The organism is Vibrio chagasii, assembly GCF_024347355.1.
GTDB classification, from domain to species: domain Bacteria; phylum Pseudomonadota; class Gammaproteobacteria; order Enterobacterales; family Vibrionaceae; genus Vibrio; species Vibrio chagasii.
Genome location: NZ_AP025468.1, coordinates 19,741 through 36,710, shown reverse-complemented (window position 1 = coordinate 36,710; position 16,970 = coordinate 19,741). Strand labels below are relative to the sequence as shown.

Sequence of the window (16,970 nt, the reverse complement as noted above, 5' to 3'; positions counted from 1 at the left end):
TTGATGCCACCCTGGCAGCTGGCGAAATGCATCAGCGACGGGTTCAGCTACGTCGCGACGAAAGGCCACCAGCTCACCTCCGTTTGTGATGACCATGGCCCGCGAAACACTTCACGCGACAGCCGAGCTTCTGCCGCAGCCCCAAGAAGATTTGTCATGAAGTCTCACCGGTTTGTCGACGAACTTGATATTGAGCTACAGCAGAAGAACCCGACATATCGTAATGACATGGACGCCTCAACGCCGGTCCGAGATGTCAGCACTGGGATCTACTTCAAACGTAACAGCCTATGAAGTAGAACTATAGTAACTAAACCGTTAGACATGGCTGGGAATTACCCGCGTAGCTGCGCTGAATGCCAATGCCTATGATTTCCTGGCTAGACGGAGTTTAGAAGCCAGTCCGCCTGAGCTGCTACGCATTCAGGAACTGAAATTGATGAGCTGGTCTGCGCCGAATTTACGTTTGTTCAGCGTCCACGAACGCAAACACCTCAACTATGCGAAGATTTAGGCACAGATATTGCAACTGGCTCAATTTGATAGATAATAAGAACAGGAGTACGAATGCACTGTAGCAGTTATGTAAATAGTTTAGATGAAAGAGGTCATGATACAGGGAAAGCAACCGAGTGGCTGTAGCCAGAATACCTCGGTGCCGAAATTTTATCTAAACAGTCACCTCCGCGGGCCTTCAGCTGTCAATGAGCGCAGAATTAACCGCAAGAAGTTGGTCCGTCTACTGACGTTAAGATCGACCAGTATATTAGTGAGTTTGTTGGTCACATCGCAACGAAATGTGACGAATCGTCGAACACAGTAGCACGATGATCGCCTTCAACGTAACACTTGTAATATATGAAGTGAAATGTTCATATTTAGAAACAGCAACTGAACAGCTAGGGCTAGAGAATGTCATGAGGGAGTGCCTTGCCTACTGATTACTCAGCGGTAATAAAATGGACAATAACGAAACTGACACGAAGCATGAGCTGAAAGCCTTGACTATCTACAGAAATCATCGATATGAATAATAATCCTAACGAGACAAACGATCATAATGATCATGGGAGAGTGACTTTAGTCTGAAACATGTGGTAGTTATTGAATGCCATTGTTAATGGCCTGGGCTATGTCGCCGAACGCAGGGTTGTGCTGATTATAACAGCGGCAAGATGAGCTGTTATCAGCCTGCAATGGTGCCACGCGATACAAGTACATACAAAGAACCGTAGAGTAGCGCCAGTCACTATACAGAATTTAATACAATCGAAAGATAATGGCTAGAAGTGTACACAGCCCAACAAAGAATCACTGCAACGATATGCCTAGCACGACAGATGGGTACATAAACATATACAAGAACTAAATATCTTCAGATGACTGTGCCGACCGATCCCGCTGTGTCTGATAATGCATGGCCGCCTGCAATGACGCCATGGCTTCAATTATAGCCAACTCAATTAGCGACATGTGGAATGAAAAAGAGGAGATATGACCATAAAAACAAAGTCAGATGAATTGACGAGACACACGGGCAATATCGCTCATCTCGCGGTTTTACCCGGTCCGTGATCATATTTTGGGATTTCACTGGGTTTAAAACAACACTGCTTCGTTGTAATCAACTATGTGGGGTGATTACCAAGGGGGTTCCTTGGCCTGGCCAGGCTAAATAACAGCACCCTAAATATCTATAACCACTGCTTTCTCATCTTTCTTTTAAATTGTGCTGACTCATTGTTTTATCTGGTTAGCCGGGAGAATATAAAAAAAAATAAAAATTGTATCGTCATTTGTATTGTCGGCGTATGGTTGGGGGCTGGGTCGATCCCGCGATATCTTGTTAAAATGTGTCTACCAGCCAGTCTAAACAAGTAGGAGGCGAGAATTGCCTGTCTCCGACTTAACTCTTTTCTTTTGGTTGGGGGGGGCTGGGGCTATGATTTTTTTTTTTTTGCCTGTTTTGTTTTTCTCTCTGGGTTGTTTACTGGGTGGCTCCTTCGTCTGTTGTTTTTCTCTAATTTCCAACATGGCATCAGTGACCAGCCGTTTATTGAATAGCCGACAAATTGGCCACTATCACGGCACAGTTTCGGCGCTCACCCCATCATCACCGATCGCAAAAAAAAAAAAAAAAAAAAAAATGTCATGGGTCTCTCAACACATTAAAGTAACAAACAGGGGTTGGCTCAGCCGATATTTAAAAAAAGGCGCTAATCCACTTAGTCGCGAATGTTCACTGTGCCTAAACGTCGCTCCTCGGAGTTGACCTCACTTTCAAAAATTCACCAGCATTTGAATTTTAAACTGCACGCTTTTGGCTTGCCGTCATGGTGACCTAGCAGCTCCTGGAAGAACATTCTCGTCTTTTTAGCCCAACGTTTACCTTCCTTAAACACAGTGCTCGACTGACAGTCTCAGGATGGGCACGAGGGAAGCTGTAAACACCCTCTCGCTCATGCGTCTTTCAGGTGTGACCGGGAATGCTCTAAGAGGTCTCTGACGATATATTTAAATGGCGCTCGCCGTCCCAGTTAGTTGATCAGCTCATTTTTTTGCAGTGCCTCCCAGCAGTCAAGTGCCAGCTCTCGCAATGTTTCTAAAGCCGCTTAGCCGCTGGTGCTCCACATAACGATGTCAGCATCCACTAGGCAGTAAATTTCCATTTCATCGCCCGTACCCCTCTTTCTCTTTTGCTTGCCTGATGAACTTGCGGCGATGCTCCGTCTATTTCTCGAACTCACCCTTGTGCTAACACCTTGATAGCGCGACGACCTGCAGCAAGACAACAGCAGTAGCCACTGCTCCCAACGATGGAGGCCGATTGCCCAGTTGCAGCTCTGAGACCTGCCTCATGCGATGGTAGTCCACTTGAATGGTGCCTCTTTTTCCAATACCTGGCGTGATTCTCTGCGCTTTTATTATCGGTAGAGAACGCATCTTTACGGGTGACGCATTACTACATGGTCACTCTTTAGCTGTCCAATGCCGGGTGGACCCGCGAGCCCCAAGAATGGGAATGAAGTTTTTCTATTGCCGCGCCTGTTCACCAGTTTTAAGAGTCTCAGTGCCGTGATTCTCTTTCCCATTGATGTGAAGTTTTCAGCAATGTGATTAATGATAGAGGCACAGCTCTTGAGATCAGGTCTTGCAGGTTTCGAATCTTTTTCAAAACGGGTACTTTTCGATTTTTCTCGTAATTAACCCAAGGTACGAGTCGCTTCACCAGGTACCTGTCTTGCAGTTAACCATATAGGCACAATGAGGTTGATTTCTACGCAGTAGAGCTTATAGACTTGTCAGAGCGTGGTGGTGCGCTGCCAGTCGCGTTAATGGCGTTGCGAACTTTTAGTTAGTGCTTTGTCGCGCTATGTAACCAAGAGATACAGCGTTTGGGACTTTTCTGCTTCCTCGTAGCATATAGATTTGCTGTGTTATAGCCTTCTTCAGCTGCTCAAATCACCAATTATTTACGTAAATAATTAGTGATTTGTAACGTTACATCACAATAACTATATCACATACCATTTATCAAAAAGTAACGTTTATATGATATTTATTTTATTGTAACTATTGACTATGTTTTGAGTAACATTTATTATTAAGTAACTTTCTAGTTGATGAGGTCGGGATGATGGGTAATAGTGAAATAGTGATTAGCTCCAAGGGTTATATTGACAATAACGTCATTGAAAAGCGTAGGGGGAAGACTGATGTAGATGAGATCATCATTAATCTTCTTGATGAAGTTGGTGAGATTGAGGCCAGTGATAAGACTCAAAGTGCAAAGACTATGGCTATAACGCGAGCAGCGAAAAAGGTTATCACAGCTCTTTATGGTAAGAGGAAGCAGAAAGGTCCAAACGCTGTATCTCTTGATAGCGCCGCTAAAGCACTAACTAAAGTTCGCAACGCTATTACCGCGACCGGAGCGAAACACCACAGCTTTGATAAGTCTATAAACTCACTGCGTAAAAAGTACCCTCATTGTGCCTATATGGTTAATGAAATTGACGGGTACCTGGTGAAAGAGACTCGCGAACGATGGAATAAATTACGCGAAAAAATCAGACAAGTTACCCGTTTTGAAAAAGAGTTGAAAGCTGTAAGTCCTGATCTCAAAAACTATGCCTCTGTCATTAATCACATTGCTGAAAACTTCCCATCATGGGAAAGAGAAATTTTGGCACTGAAAACTCTTAAAACTGGTGAACGGGCGGCGGCATTAGAAAAACTTCATTCCATTCTTGAGGAAACTCGCGAATTTTACCCTGCATTGGACCAACTAAAGATTGACCATGAAGTAATGCGTCACCTCCGTAAAGATGCGTTCTCTACCGATAATAAAAGCGCAGAGAGTCACGCGAGCCTTATTGAGAAAAAAGAAGGCACCATTCAAGTGGACTACCCTCGCATGATGCAGGTCTTAGAGCTGCTGCTGGGTAAATCAGCCTCACATCGTTGGGAAGCATTGGCTACTGCTGTTGCTCTTGCTACAGGTCGTCGCGCTATCGAGGTGTTAGCACAAGGTGAGTTTGAGAAAATAGACAAACATCGCCTCAAGTTCATCGGGCAAGCTAAGAAAAGAGAGGGTATTACGGGCGATGAAATGGAAATTTACTGCCTAGTGGATGCTGACATCGTTATTGAAGCACTCAAGCGACTAAGAAGCTTTTCAAACATTGCGAAGCTGGAGAACTTGACTGCTGAGAGGCACTACAAAAAAAATGAACTGATCAATAACAGGACAGCAGGCCCACTAAATACTTTCGTCAGAGACCTCTTAGAGCAATTCCCGATCACACCTGAAAGACGCATGAGCGAGTGGGTGTTTAAAGACACTCGTGCCCTCTATGCCAAGACTGTATTCGAACTTTTCTTTAAGGAAGATAAACGTTGGGCTAAAAAGGACGAGAACATGTTCTTCCAGGAGCTGCTAGGTCACCATGACAGCAAAGCTCAAAAGCACTATATGCAGTTTAAAATTCAAAATGCTGGTGCCAAGTGGGAACCGATGGAGGTCAACTCCGAGAAGCGACGTTTAGACGCAATGAAAGCGATGCGCGACAATGAGTGGATTAGCGCCCGTTCTACTCGACTGAGCCTACATGATGCAGTTATCCAAATGATTGAGGATGACCCATGGCGTACCTTTAAACCTGTAGATCTAAGGAAAGATGATAAGGGTGGTACCAGAAACTATGCCATGGTGAAACAGTACCTAGAAGTTGTCAGCGATGCACTAAAAGTCGACTGGTCACTTGATGCCATATTGGAAGGTAAAGCCAAACAGGTTGAAGAACGAGCTAAACCGAAACCAACCAAGGAAGAAACAAAGCCGACAAAAGAAGCCGAAGCAGAGGTCCACGAAGAACCAACCGAGACAAAAGAAGTTAAGTCAGAAGACAAACCAAAATTCTCGCCTCCTAAGCGTTTAGACAATGGCTATTGGCTAGTTGATATGAATTATCGCGGAATGGACTTTGACTTCACTGTTAGTGCTGACAATCCAATGCTGGCGATGCATGCTGCTTGGGCAGAGTATGAATTCTGTTCCAGCCTGCCAAAGAAACCAATGGTCAACACAATTAAAAAAGATGGCTGGTGGATTGCTCAGATTAAACACCGAGGTACTGTTGTTCTTGAACACATGGGACCAGGTAAAAAGACTGAGTATGTAAATGCACTGCTCGTTGATTACAACAAGCGATTTGCCAAATATTGGCAGTAAGTGTCTAAATGTGTCCACGGACTCAGATTAAAGCCGCCGAAATGGGCGGCTATTTTTACACCCATTAACCCTTAACAATACTCATCAATTCATCCCAACCTTTTTGGTTTTTATGTGAGTCATCACCAGAGAATTTTCCTCTCTCCTTTTCATTCCACATGTCGCTAAGAGATTGGTTAATTTCTTTATAATTTGCCAAACCATGAAGAAGAATCATTACGGGGTAGCCCAGTACATTTATCAATTTTGCTGGGGCGCTCGTCAGCCTAATCATCACAAAATGGCCGAGTTCTTCATTAAGGTAATACTCGTATTTGTAATACCACTTAATCTGTCGGTACTGGAACATATCGTTGTGGTCTTTCTTAGATATGCTTACCTTTCTATAACCATTATCTTCGGTGTACTTAAATTCATAACCCATAGTAACCCCTAGCACCCTACTGGTTCCCAGTTCTTGAGGCGTTGGTACTCGCCGCTGGTTAGCTCATAGCCCTTATCCATCATGTACTGGTCACGTAACACCATGCACAAGTGACGTAGCTTCATCTTGCCGCTGGTAAATATCGCTTGCTCTTCCTCGTTCAGCAGCCCCTTAGCCCACTCAATCGGCACACCGACCAACTTAGTAGCAGTATTCAATAACTGGTTCCATGGTGTTCGAGTGTTGATAGTTGCGTTTTCTACATGATCATTATGATCCACGTTTGTCTCGTTATATATAGAGATATTATTCATATCGTGGATCACTTGTAGGCTAGTGTTTTCAAGGCTTTCAAGCTCATAAGAGGTTACGTGCGCGGCTTTACGTTTCTCGTTTCTGTTGTCCATTTTGGTCCATGAGTGTGGATCAATAAACCAAACCACTCCACGACCCTCAGAGCGAGGTAGGCGGCGATTATCGGCTTCTAGCCCTAACTGTTCAGAGACTAGCTTGAAAAGGTCTGTAGGGCGTTTTTTGCCGTACTTATCAAGACGACCGCCCCATAGAGTACAAATGTTGTTGAAAACGTCTCTGTCGCCCTCTGTGGTGATTAAACGGTTCATCGCAGCTTTCATTGCGTCTTGATTAGCTTCACCTTCACCTGTCTCTGGGTCGATGCCGCAGTCAATTAGGTATTGGACCAACTTCTTACGGTTAATTCCTGCATATTGACGCTTAGAGATTTCAACCACAGGTGTTTGAGTTTTAGATAAAATTTCAGCTTCAAAGTATTCTTTGTACAACCACTCGGTTGCTTCCTGCTTATCGCTGGCCACAACTTTTCGCTCTACTTCTTTACCCTTAACCTTTACGGTGCATTTCATTACACCGTTACCTTCCTGTTCAATATTATCTATGCGTATTCCGGCAAATTGACGGTGCAATGCATGCAATGCTTCATCTTCGCTGTTTGACTTATAGTTGAATGTTTGCGGGTACTGCTCGTGAGGTTGCTGAACCTTAAACGTAAATTCGGTACGAGACTCCAACTCATCAATTTTTTCAGTTTGTTCCTGGGTCATGCGTAGCAGCTCAAACAGTTTGGCTTTCTTTAAGCCTCCGTCTAGCCAGAAATCATAAACATTGGCATTCACTTCTTCACATAGATAGTGCTCCATGTCCCAACGGTTTAGTTCTGCTCGTTCTGCTTCACTTAAACTGTTTTGTTCAAGTAGGGTGTCGCGGCGATCATCAGTTGGCGTTGGTACATCCATGTGAAGCTTAAATTTACGATACTCAATGTATTCAGTCATAGCTTTGCGTTCTGCTTTGCCAAGCTCAATATCAAGTTCGTCGGTGGCCATGCGGTGAACTTCATAACCATCTTCTTTAAGGATGCGAAGAATTTGATTAGCGAAGTCTGCTCGAGCGCGGTTTTCTTCAACCATCAACTCCATACGGGCGCGGTTGAATTCAGTATCATGGGTACCAAGGTTAAAGGTGCCGTCGTCGAAGTTCATTGTGCATTTAGCATCTTTTGATACTTCAACAAAACCACGAATCATACGCATTAAGTCTGTTTCGCGGTTATGGTTCATCGCACCTAAACCAAGAGTGAACTGTGTAGCCTTTCGGTCACGACGTAGCATTTGAATTGCATCACTTGGTACGATTTCACCATAGAAAACACCGAAGTGGCGTGTAAAGTGGCGAACGTTGATTGATACACCGGATGAAATTGCAGGTGAATAAATCAATGCCTCGTAATGCTTGGCTTTTACTTCAGGATTATCTTGGAAGTCTTTTACTGCCTGCTCTGGCTTAGTGTCTTGAGATACATATAGAACCTTGCGAGGGTTCTTCTTTTGCGCTTCTTCTTTATTGAATTGAGTTACGAATTCGCGCACCTGCTCTGCGTAGCGTGTAGAGTCGGTTGCCAGCAGAATTTTCTCGCCGTTACGAATTGCTTGTTGGATTTGTAAGAACGTGCTGTTTGGATCGGTGTAATCAACTCGAATCTTAGAACGCTGTTGGTTTTCCAGTTCAACTTCAACGTTTACTGGCAAGTCAATAACATTAATCTGAGGCCATGCTGGCAGACCAAGTTCTTCACGCTTTTCATTTGCACGTTCAAGCAGAGTGATTAGGTGATCATTAGCATCCGCATCACAAAGTAGAACGGTACCCGTTGTTGCTGCAATTGATGTCTTCATCATGTTGTAAACATCAACCGGATAAGCCATAGCGTTACCAGTTAGTACAGAGCGTAATGTTTGAGTTGCTTCATCCATACCAAAGAACTCATGGTCTGTAACTAACGGTCTGAAAATGCCTTTAATAATAGAGTTTACGCAACATACAAGCTTCTTCGCATATGGTGCAATTTCAGTGATGCCCTGATCTTGGTAGTGAAGCATGTCCTTATCTTGACCTAGCAGATCGTAATCTTTTTCATCAGCCATAGTTCGGTAAAGGTCATGTGTTAGCGTTTGGCGGTGAGCTGTGAGTAGACCACGTTCAGATTCACGCATTAACTGACGAAGTGCTGCAGATGATTTACGGCTACCCATACCAGCACGAAGAACTACAGGACCAGTACAGCCACGGATGTAGTTAATGATTTCAGCATTAACCTGCCATTGCTTAAACTCAATGTAATTGATGTGTGATGGGCGAGTCTCTGGGTTTTTAATACGGTTAGAGAAAGAACGGAACGCCATTGCACGAGCTGTATGAGCCGCATCAATGCGGTGCATTGTGTTGTTCAGGAATTTCATAGCCGGTGCGATTTTGAAGTTGCTGCGGCGAGATTGAAGACGCTTAATTTCAGTTGCCATCATGTCAAAGAATTCATTGAAGCCAAGGCGCATTGGCACCAGGTTCATTCCCGACCATACACAACGTTTAATTTGACGGTTGATGTCTTTGTTTTTGACATAACGAAGTTTAAAGATATTGCGCTCTAGAGGAGTAATATCCCAATTAATACGGCTTGATTTAGCACCTATTTGGCGGCTAACTTTATCAAGGCCAAGCTTGCAATGAATGTCGTTAAAGTCTGAACTGCTTTCAATGCTCTCTTTGCCCATACCCTCAAAAGTAGGCACATAGGCTTTTACTTTCTTAGACGCATGATGACGGCTTAAAATATCAATAGCCGCCAGCATACCAGCGTTACCTTTGCCATCACGGCACGTTTTGTGGTCGTTATCGACCAAAACAAATAGTTCACTTTCTGGATAGTTACGGCGAAGAACGTCAACAACAGTAATCATGTTGTTAGCTGAATAAGCCATTACGCCAGCTTTGCCATTTTTAGCTAGCATGCCTGAAGCGACGGTTGCATAACCCTCACCAACAATAATGCGTTCGCCATTTACTAGGTCACCAAAAACATGAACCGCACCTTTCAGTGCGTCTTGTTCAGTAGTAACAGTTGTTAACTTGCCTGTTTTCTTGCCGTTGATATCAATCGGGTTATCCAAGATACGCTGAAATGCGACCATGGCCCCACGATCTTTCCCTTCCAATTTAGTGAAAGGAATTGAGGTGTGCATGCCAACACGATCATCACTAAGGCGTTTTACATTGGATAGCATCACGATGTCTGCGATGCGTTTCTTCGAAAAGTATGGACCGTCACCCATTTCCGCATTGGCGTTATCGAACTTGGTGCGGTAGTTATTAAGCCATGCGATATCTTTCTGGCGTTTAGCTTCCTGATCGGCTTTACGCTGAGCGCGTTCTGCTTCACGTTTAGCTTGCTGCTCTTCAAAGCGTTTTTTCTTCTCTTCACGCTGAATATCAATTTGCTGCTTCTGTTCGTTGCTAAGGTCAAAGCGATGAGCTTGTTCAAAGCGGTCCATTAGGTATTCGTAACCATTCCAGATGGCTTCAATGGAACCTTTGATAAGAAGTGCAAGATATGGGTAGCGAATGCCACCATTGCTGGTAGTGCGAACGTGAGAGATAAGAGCGGCTTTGCTCTTTAGGTGAGGAGGAAGAGCGCTGTTCATTTCAGCGTAAGACTCGTACTTGGTAAACTTATCTTCGCTGCCCTGCTCTACAAGGCGAATCTTAGAAAAGATTTTATCCAGGTCGATGTCATAAATTCTAGCCCAGCCACAAACGTCACTTGCTGCATCGTTTAGCAGCATCTCTGGGTTTGAACCGAATTCCTGTTCGTAATAACGCGTGATAGATGGTTTGTTTTTTTGGTTGTCCATAATTCCGTTAGCCGTTTCTGACAGCTACGCAAAAATGGAAACTTCCAATTTTTGGAAAGTTTCCTATTGCGCATACGCGAATAGGCCGCTAGAATTGAACCAACAAATGAGACGTTTGGTTGCTTTTTCTAGCTGCCTAACACATGAAAAAAGTCGGTCGCCACAACCGGCTTTTTTTGTATCTGCTGTTTTTAAAAATTCTTTTAAATCAGTTACATAGTTATCACTGGTATATAAAGTCATCTTGTAACCATGCCCCTGAACGTTTACTATGCCACAATAGTAAACGATCTAAACATAAGTTTACAAGAAATAAACTCAGGTTTACACCTCAGTCGTTCTAATTTTGCTCGATCTTGCCACACCAATTACGGGATGTATTGTAGCAACTTCACTTAATGGAAAAGTCATTCGAGAATATCCATTATTAAAGCTATCCAAGAAGATTTTTCCATCCCGAATTGCCGCTAAGGTTTTCACCATTACATCGCCGCTATTTAGCCTAACAATCACTTCCTCGCCTGTTGCAGGATCCGAATCAGGGTCAACAATGACCGCTTCACCTTCCAGTATTCGTGGGGCCATGCTGTCACCAACCACTTTCAGAGCATAGACATGACGTCCTTTTGCTGGAAAGTCGATGTAACCATCCCCAAAACCAGCAGGAAAGTCTAAATTAAACCATTCTTTGTCTGGTCCTGCTTGCGTCGTTCCTACAATAGGGATTTTTGCTGTGACGCAACTCGAAGAGGTGTTGTTACCGCCGTAGTAAAGCCAATCGAAAGAAACATCTAATTTTTCACAGATCCTCGCCGCATATTCGATACCCATAGTCATGCCTGCTTCCCACTTGGAAACCATAGTTATGGAACTACCTGCTGCTTTAGCCAGTTCTGTCTTGGAAAGATTGAGTTCTTCCCTACGCATTTTTATGCGCTCGCCCATGCTGTTCATAAAGATAATTCTAGCACCAAAGTAAACCCAAGTTTACCTAAAATTTAAACTTAACCTAGGTTTAAAAATAACTAAACCTAGGTTTACTTTTTGGTATTCGACTTGTAGAATGCTCGCATGAATAAAACAGAAGTGATTGAGCATTTTGGCTCTAAGTCAAAGGCAGCAGTGGCATTAAATATGTCTAAGCAAGCCATAGGTCAATGGGGTGGTTCGGTCCCCGAACTTCGCCAATACCAAATAGAAGTCATCACCAACGGTAGATTGAAAAGTGACTTCACTAAGAAAAGGTTACGTCAGGAGAAGTGCTAATGGAATGTCGAGAGTCCGACACAAGTTTGGTCCGCATTGTTATCGCGATAACAGAGACCTACTTGGACGAAAAGAACATCGAGCGCGATACGTTTGTGAAACAAGATCTATTGCCAGTTCTGGTTAGAAGTGGGCTCTTGGATGAACCAGGAGAAGCGAAACGCTACAACACCTGGGCAAACAATCAGTGCAAGAAGATAGAGCGATTAATCAAGGGTGAAACGGCTTTTAAAGCTGATTGGGTCATGCCTTGGATAAGCGCTCTTCCTGAGCCGTATTTGGGCAAAGCAATGAATGAGGTTTGTGGTTTCTTTGGTACTTACTTTACCCCAATGACACTCATCACTGGATCAGTAAATAAGAAGTCAGTTAAGTCCGGCTTGTCTCATATTTCTCAAGAGTTTGCTGATGTTTTGCAGAAGTCCATAGCCGTTATGGATGGAATGATCGACGAAAACGACAGCGATGCTGATTTACAGCAGTATGCGAATGAAGTTCATGAGTTAGTCGCTGCAAGCATTTCGGAGTTAGGTCGTTTGTACAAAGCTCGAGGCATTTTACCTGCTGCGCATATTGCAATGGCTAACAGCCCTTTGTTTCAGATAGCTGATAAGTAGGGGCGGTTCTATGCGCGTAAAGTACAACGAAGAGGGCTTGCGAGAAGAGTTAAGAGCTGCGCTGTTAGTGGTTCCCAAAACTCGTGGGCAACTTGATGGGTTCGAGAACAATGGATATAGCGACAACAAATTCTCTCGATCTCCAGTCCGTGAAATAACCGACGAAGAAGGAACCTGTCTCGCTAAAGTCAAAGCATCAGTGGTGACCACTTTACCTTGTAAAAGCTTCAAACAGTCTCCGGTGCCACTACCGACTCAAGCATTTCTTTACGCGAGATTGATGCGTGATATGAACACAAACGAAGAACATATTTCTGATTGGCTGCGCTATTGCTACAGCGAGGGTGCGCAGCTTCCAACTGCAGTGTTGTTACAAACATTACTTGATGAGTTCTATAAAAACGAACCGAGCATCAAATCTGCGAAATCCAAAGAGCTGATTAAGCACTTAGCCTTGTTAGCTTGCCAGCAAAAACGAGAAGCATTGAATGCTGGTAAGAATTTGCTACCGCAAACACGTATTGCAGAACTGGCTGGTAAGAAGCCGAGTGCGTGGGAAATGACGTGGTCGAAGCGCTGGAAGCACCTACTCCAGATATTGAGTCGATTCGATAAGGAGGGGTTGGACCATGTGCATGAACGAAGAAGCCGCGAAAAAGCTTCCCGACGAAATGGGAACGTGCCTGTGCAATGTGGCATTCAGTCTGCAGCCAGAAATGAAATGGTTGCCAGAATGGCGGTATAACCGAGCAACAAATGAATTAATGCTGATGTGTCCTAACTGCAATTTCCACACACCAGCATTCACGGAAAAGAATGCAGTGATTGCGTTCTGGAGTTTATGTAATTGGCCTGGTGATGCTCACACGCTAATGATGTGGAAACGTGATTACGATAAGCAGAACCAAGCAGCGGAAAATGAAGCCGCATAATAGCCAGGAGATAAATATGAAGAAGTTTTTCAAATCAAACCATGCTGATGTGTACTCAGCATGGACTAACTACCGAAATCAGGTCAGCAAGCTGAAATCTGAATGTACTGCTTTTGCTGAACACTTTGATGCAAAGCCAGCCTTTATTTTTAGTGCAACAGGTCATGCATTTGGTGACTTAGTTCTTAATAATCCACATACCCGTCCTGATGCTGAATTTTGGACTAAGCCAAGTTCAACACGAGGTAATACTAGCTGGATACGTCAGCGTGTTAAAGGTAAAGAAAACATGAATAAGCTTCGCGAACTTAGAGCGGAGTATGAAAAGTTAAAGCCTGAGTGCACCGATGTATCTCTGGATGAGCTTTATAGCGCTATTGGTATCTCTTGGGGTGATGTGGTTTTTTCCGGTATCGAGTGGTTTGCCTTTGAAGGTGACGTCTACATTTCCACCTCATTAAACCTACCAAAGAATGTAGATGAAATAACAGCACATGAGTTTTCTATCGCAAAAAAGTCAAAAGAAGCGATAGATAAAGCAGCTTAGTCCTAGGAGCCATTATGCGAGCCATAACACTCAGTAGTGAGCCTTATACCTTTGAATCGTTCTTTCAAGCAGAAACATATTTAGAAAAGCAAGGTTATCACTGTGAAAACGAACGTTGGATTTGTGATGGTGAACCAAATGTGTCCGTGGTCGCAAATGGACACGGTGTCCAAATTCAACCAATTCAACATTAAGAGATTCAATCATGTTATTTGAAACCTATAAAAACGCCCTTGTTTATAACCTAATTGAAATGCCTGAGCAGTTAGTTCGTTTAGATCAGTTGCAGGAAGATTTAAGCAAGCGTCGTCACACGCCTATCATTTCTTCGGCTAGTTCATCTCGTGGCTTTACGCATCCTTTATTTGCTCAAGATAACGAAGATCTATTTGTCCGAATGGACCAATTTATACATCTAGCGTACATCAGCGAAGAAAAAGACATCGATGTAGCGACGATCAATGCGCGTGTAGATGAAGCTGTAGCCAAGGCAGAAGCCGATGGTCGTGAAGTAAACCAAGAACTGAAGACGTCTTTATCTGAGCAGTTTGAACGTGAGTTAATGCCATATTTCAAAGTTAGCAGAAAAGTCATTCGTGCTTATATAGACATGAAGCGCAAGGTGCTAGTCGTCAATGCAAGCAACACGAATACAGCAGAAGACTTTACTCGTTACCTTCGCACTGCTCTTGGCTCGTTCAAAGTAACTTTGATGCGTGTTGCTTATAAACCCTGCCGTTCTCTGTCTCATGCAATTAAAGAGCAGAAGCAACCAGAGAACCTTTGCTTTTATGAAGATGGCAAGTTGGTAGCAAAAAATAAGCCTGGAAAAGATGTCGAGAAGCAAAACGCAACAATTGAAGGCTTTGATGCCGAAGATGAAAACGTGCGTTCAATGCTTGATGGCTTAGATGTTGTTTACGCTGATTTGTTTACCAGACTTACGATTAAAGACGGTAGTGAAACGCTACTTGGCTTTGGTCTGAATTCTAAGTCTGATACAGAGCGAAAGCGTCACCCTGACGTCATCCTCACTAAGTTAAACCTTGGCATGAGTAAGCGTTATTTTAACGATGAAGTTAATGCAGCCGTGTTTGAAAACTGTACTTATATCGGTGTCATTATTGATCGTTTAGTACAGGCTTTTGGCGGCTGTGAAGAAACCGACTATTTAAATGGTGAGTTTGAAGTTCAGTCTGCTGATTTGGAAAAGATTGAAACTATCAAAGCAGAGCAGGCAGAAAAAGAACTTGATGAGCCATTGTTTGAAGACATTAAGGCTTACGTTCTTGAGAGCCGTCGCGCAAGTGTTTCTGGTGTACAACGCCAATTCAAGATTGGTTATAACCGAGCAGCTCGTGCTGTTGAAATGCTGGAATCGCATGGTGTTGTATCTGCTCCTGGTCATGATGGTGTTCGAACCGTTCTTAAAACAGAGGAGGCTGCATAATGGCTTCCAAAGGTGTGAACAAAGTTATCCTGCTGGGCCACCTCGGCTCAGATCCCGAAGTTCGCTATTTTCCTGAAGGTGGTGCTGTTGCCAATATCACGATTGCTACGTCGGAGTCTTGGAAAGATAAAGCCACTAATCAAAAGCGTGAAAAAACCGAATGGCATCGTGTTGCTATCTACGGAAAGTTGGCTGAAGTTGCTGCTGAGTATTTAAGGAAAGGCTCTCAGGTTTATATAGAAGGTCAGCTAGCTACCAGCAAATGGAAAGATCAAAGCGGTCAAGATCGTTACACCACACAAGTTGAAGTAAAAGGGTTCAACGGCGTAATGCAAATGCTTGGTGGAGCGAACCCACATGCAGGCGGTTGGGGACAACCACAGCAACCGACTCAATAGGACTCTTTATGCCGTCCGACTCAAACCAACTCGTCGCTTATATCATGACACATAATCAAATGTCGCAGTCTCAAGCGATGGGTTGGTTGGATAAGTGGGTACCAAGCTGGAGAACAGAAGAACCCAACGAACTCGTTGGTGTTATTGAATATTATGGTGAAGATGATGAATAACGGAACTTACTTTTTGTGGCTGGATTTTGAAACAGGTGGTCTTAACGGTCGCCTTAATAACGGTCACTTGGGAATGGAATATTACCCTATTTTTGAAGTGGCACTGATTGTTACAAATAGCCAATTAGACCAGGTCGGAGAACCTTTAAGATTGGTAATCAATCAAACGGAAGATCGCATTGCTCAGTCCAGCGAATGGGCTATTGAAACTCATACGAAAAGTGGTCTTCTTGATGAAGTTCGTTCTTCAAAACTTTCATTGAAAGATGCAGAGCACGCGATTATTTCACATCTAAAAACGCTGGATATTTCTGCCTATGATCGTAAGAAAAAAACAGGCGCCATTCTCGCGGGTAGTTCTATCATGTTCGATAGAACATACATGATGTGTCAAATGCCTGAGCTGAGTGATTACCTGCACTATCGTCAGTTGGATGTGTCAGCATTTAACCTAGCTGTTCGTGCTTTTAAGCCTGAACTCGAGCAACGCATCCAGAAAGAATACAAGCATGAAGCTTTAGCAGATATCCAAGAAACGATTGATGAATTTAAAGTTTATCGTGAATCACTGTTCGGCAACCCAGATTACCAAAATTACCGCTGGAAGTATGATCATGTAGAGAATGCCGAGTTTATTGAAATCAGGTATTGGTTTTTAAGTGCACGAGAACTATCACCAGGTTTAATTAGTTTGATTTTAACAAAAGGTGGCTTTGAGACTCAGCATCGAAGCACCATTGTTAAAACGGAAGATTTTAAAGTAAAAGCTTTGGAATGGGCAGTTAGCTTGCTTGATCATTACGATTCAGTTCCTACTGGTGAACAAATTGAAGACTAAGATCTATATTGCAGGCCCAATGAGCGGCCTGCCTGAATTTAATCGCCATAACTTTCACTTGGTTGATACGTTGTTAACAAAGGCTGGGAACGTAGTTTTAAATCCAGCCACACTGCCAGATGGTTTGTCTCAGCCTGAATATATGGATATTTGTTGTGCCATGGTTCGCTGTGCTGATGCCTTGTTTATGCTGAATGATTGGGAGAAAAGCGAAGGTGCTATGGCTGAATATCACTTAGCCAAAAAGCTTGGCAAGTCGATACTAATTCAAGGTGAAGATGACATCCCCAAGTTAGTGGAACAAAGAAAAATCATAGTTAAGGTCTGTCAGGTTTATGGGGCTTCTCATAATTACCTACCAAGCA

General features: G+C 43.5%; 14 protein-coding genes and 2 pseudogenes. 13 read left to right on the top strand and 3 right to left on the bottom strand.

Annotated features, from left to right (window positions below; translation table 11 throughout):
* Nucleotides 1-156: 156 nt before the first annotated feature.
* On the top strand, nt 157-294 hold the full coding sequence (locus OCV52_RS25045; RefSeq protein ID WP_261900915.1) for a hypothetical protein: 138 nt from the start codon (nt 157-159) through the stop codon (nt 292-294).
* A gap of 3,340 nt (nt 295-3,634) precedes the next feature.
* Nucleotides 3,635-5,734, top strand: a complete 2,100-nt coding sequence (locus OCV52_RS25040; protein WP_249042797.1) for a protelomerase family protein — start codon at nt 3,635-3,637, stop codon at nt 5,732-5,734.
* Nucleotides 5,735-5,798: 64 nt separating this feature from the next.
* On the opposite strand, the gene OCV52_RS25035 is transcribed toward OCV52_RS25040, so the two are convergent.
* From OCV52_RS25035 to OCV52_RS25025, 3 genes are all read right to left on the bottom strand, one after another.
* Complete coding sequence (locus tag OCV52_RS25035; RefSeq protein WP_150897845.1) at nt 5,799-6,158, bottom strand: hypothetical protein; 360 nt, start codon at nt 6,156-6,158, stop codon at nt 5,799-5,801.
* Nucleotides 6,159-6,166: 8 nt separating this feature from the next.
* The gene (locus OCV52_RS25030) at nt 6,167-10,384 is read right to left on the bottom strand and encodes a plasmid replication protein, CyRepA1 family (protein WP_150897846.1); all 4,218 of its coding nucleotides are present in this window, start codon (nt 10,382-10,384) and stop codon (nt 6,167-6,169) included.
* A gap of 324 nt (nt 10,385-10,708) precedes the next feature.
* Nucleotides 10,709-11,338, bottom strand: coding sequence for a helix-turn-helix domain-containing protein (locus tag OCV52_RS25025; protein WP_249042798.1), 630 nt, complete (start codon nt 11,336-11,338; stop codon nt 10,709-10,711).
* 117 nt (nt 11,339-11,455) lie between these two features.
* Here OCV52_RS25025 and OCV52_RS25020 point away from each other — a divergent pair, with 117 nt between their 5' ends.
* The 11 genes and pseudogenes from OCV52_RS25020 to OCV52_RS24965 form a co-directional block, all read left to right on the top strand.
* A complete protein-coding gene (locus OCV52_RS25020) occupies nt 11,456-11,650 on the top strand; it encodes a Cro/CI family transcriptional regulator (protein WP_150897847.1) in 195 nt (64 codons plus the stop codon).
* A complete protein-coding gene (locus OCV52_RS25015; RefSeq protein ID WP_150897848.1) occupies nt 11,650-12,267 on the top strand; it encodes a hypothetical protein in 618 nt (205 codons plus the stop codon). The genes OCV52_RS25020 and OCV52_RS25015 overlap by 1 nt, the downstream gene beginning before the upstream one ends.
* A gap of 10 nt (nt 12,268-12,277) precedes the next feature.
* Nucleotides 12,278-13,012, top strand: coding sequence for a bacteriophage antitermination protein Q (locus OCV52_RS25010; RefSeq protein WP_150897849.1), 735 nt, complete (start codon nt 12,278-12,280; stop codon nt 13,010-13,012).
* Complete coding sequence (locus OCV52_RS25005; RefSeq protein ID WP_150897850.1) at nt 12,984-13,199, top strand: hypothetical protein; 216 nt, start codon at nt 12,984-12,986, stop codon at nt 13,197-13,199. The genes OCV52_RS25010 and OCV52_RS25005 overlap by 29 nt, the downstream gene beginning before the upstream one ends.
* A gap of 16 nt (nt 13,200-13,215) precedes the next feature.
* Nucleotides 13,216-13,746, top strand: coding sequence for a hypothetical protein (locus tag OCV52_RS25000; protein WP_150897851.1), 531 nt, complete (start codon nt 13,216-13,218; stop codon nt 13,744-13,746).
* A 14-nt stretch (nt 13,747-13,760) separates the two neighbouring features.
* A complete protein-coding gene (locus OCV52_RS24995; RefSeq protein WP_150897852.1) occupies nt 13,761-13,940 on the top strand; it encodes a hypothetical protein in 180 nt (59 codons plus the stop codon).
* A gap of 11 nt (nt 13,941-13,951) precedes the next feature.
* Complete coding sequence (gene rdgC, locus OCV52_RS25700; RefSeq protein WP_150897853.1) at nt 13,952-15,196, top strand: recombination-associated protein RdgC; 1,245 nt, start codon at nt 13,952-13,954, stop codon at nt 15,194-15,196.
* Nucleotides 15,196-15,591: pseudogene (gene ssb / locus OCV52_RS24980) on the top strand (single-stranded DNA-binding protein); the annotation flags it as partial. The gene rdgC and the pseudogene ssb, both read left to right, overlap by 1 nt.
* Before the next feature lie 11 nt (nt 15,592-15,602).
* A complete protein-coding gene (locus tag OCV52_RS24975) occupies nt 15,603-15,767 on the top strand; it encodes a hypothetical protein (protein ID WP_170259339.1) in 165 nt (54 codons plus the stop codon).
* Nucleotides 15,760-16,605 (top strand): oligoribonuclease, encoded by an 846-nt coding sequence (gene orn / locus OCV52_RS24970; protein ID WP_150897855.1) that lies wholly within the window; start codon nt 15,760-15,762, stop codon nt 16,603-16,605. The genes OCV52_RS24975 and orn overlap by 8 nt, the downstream gene beginning before the upstream one ends.
* Nucleotides 16,595-16,876 (top strand): annotated as a pseudogene (locus tag OCV52_RS24965) (DUF4406 domain-containing protein); the annotation flags it as partial. The gene orn and the pseudogene OCV52_RS24965, both read left to right, overlap by 11 nt.
* Nucleotides 16,877-16,970: the final 94 nt, after the last annotated feature.

What these genes read in the sequence shown, in the direction of transcription:
- OCV52_RS25040 (WP_249042797.1), top strand. Translation starts at nt 3,635, where the DNA reads ATGATGGGTAATAGTGAAATAGTGATTAGCTCCAAGGGTTATATTGAC.
- rdgC (WP_150897853.1), top strand. Translation starts at nt 13,952, where the DNA reads ATGTTATTTGAAACCTATAAAAACGCCCTTGTTTATAACCTAATTGAA.
- OCV52_RS25010 (WP_150897849.1), top strand. Translation starts at nt 12,278, where the DNA reads ATGCGCGTAAAGTACAACGAAGAGGGCTTGCGAGAAGAGTTAAGAGCT.
- OCV52_RS25030 (WP_150897846.1), bottom strand. Translation starts at nt 10,384, where the DNA reads ATGGACAACCAAAAAAACAAACCATCTATCACGCGTTATTACGAACAG.
- OCV52_RS25015 (WP_150897848.1), top strand. Translation starts at nt 11,650, where the DNA reads ATGGAATGTCGAGAGTCCGACACAAGTTTGGTCCGCATTGTTATCGCG.
- OCV52_RS25025 (WP_249042798.1), bottom strand. Translation starts at nt 11,338, where the DNA reads ATGAACAGCATGGGCGAGCGCATAAAAATGCGTAGGGAAGAACTCAAT.
- OCV52_RS25000 (WP_150897851.1), top strand. Translation starts at nt 13,216, where the DNA reads ATGAAGAAGTTTTTCAAATCAAACCATGCTGATGTGTACTCAGCATGG.
- OCV52_RS25035 (WP_150897845.1), bottom strand. Translation starts at nt 6,158, where the DNA reads ATGGGTTATGAATTTAAGTACACCGAAGATAATGGTTATAGAAAGGTA.
- OCV52_RS25045 (WP_261900915.1), top strand. Translation starts at nt 157, where the DNA reads ATGAAGTCTCACCGGTTTGTCGACGAACTTGATATTGAGCTACAGCAG.
- OCV52_RS25020 (WP_150897847.1), top strand. Translation starts at nt 11,456, where the DNA reads ATGAATAAAACAGAAGTGATTGAGCATTTTGGCTCTAAGTCAAAGGCA.
- orn (WP_150897855.1), top strand. Translation starts at nt 15,760, where the DNA reads ATGAATAACGGAACTTACTTTTTGTGGCTGGATTTTGAAACAGGTGGT.
- OCV52_RS24995 (WP_150897852.1), top strand. Translation starts at nt 13,761, where the DNA reads ATGCGAGCCATAACACTCAGTAGTGAGCCTTATACCTTTGAATCGTTC.
- OCV52_RS24975 (WP_170259339.1), top strand. Translation starts at nt 15,603, where the DNA reads ATGCCGTCCGACTCAAACCAACTCGTCGCTTATATCATGACACATAAT.
- OCV52_RS25005 (WP_150897850.1), top strand. Translation starts at nt 12,984, where the DNA reads ATGAAATGGTTGCCAGAATGGCGGTATAACCGAGCAACAAATGAATTA.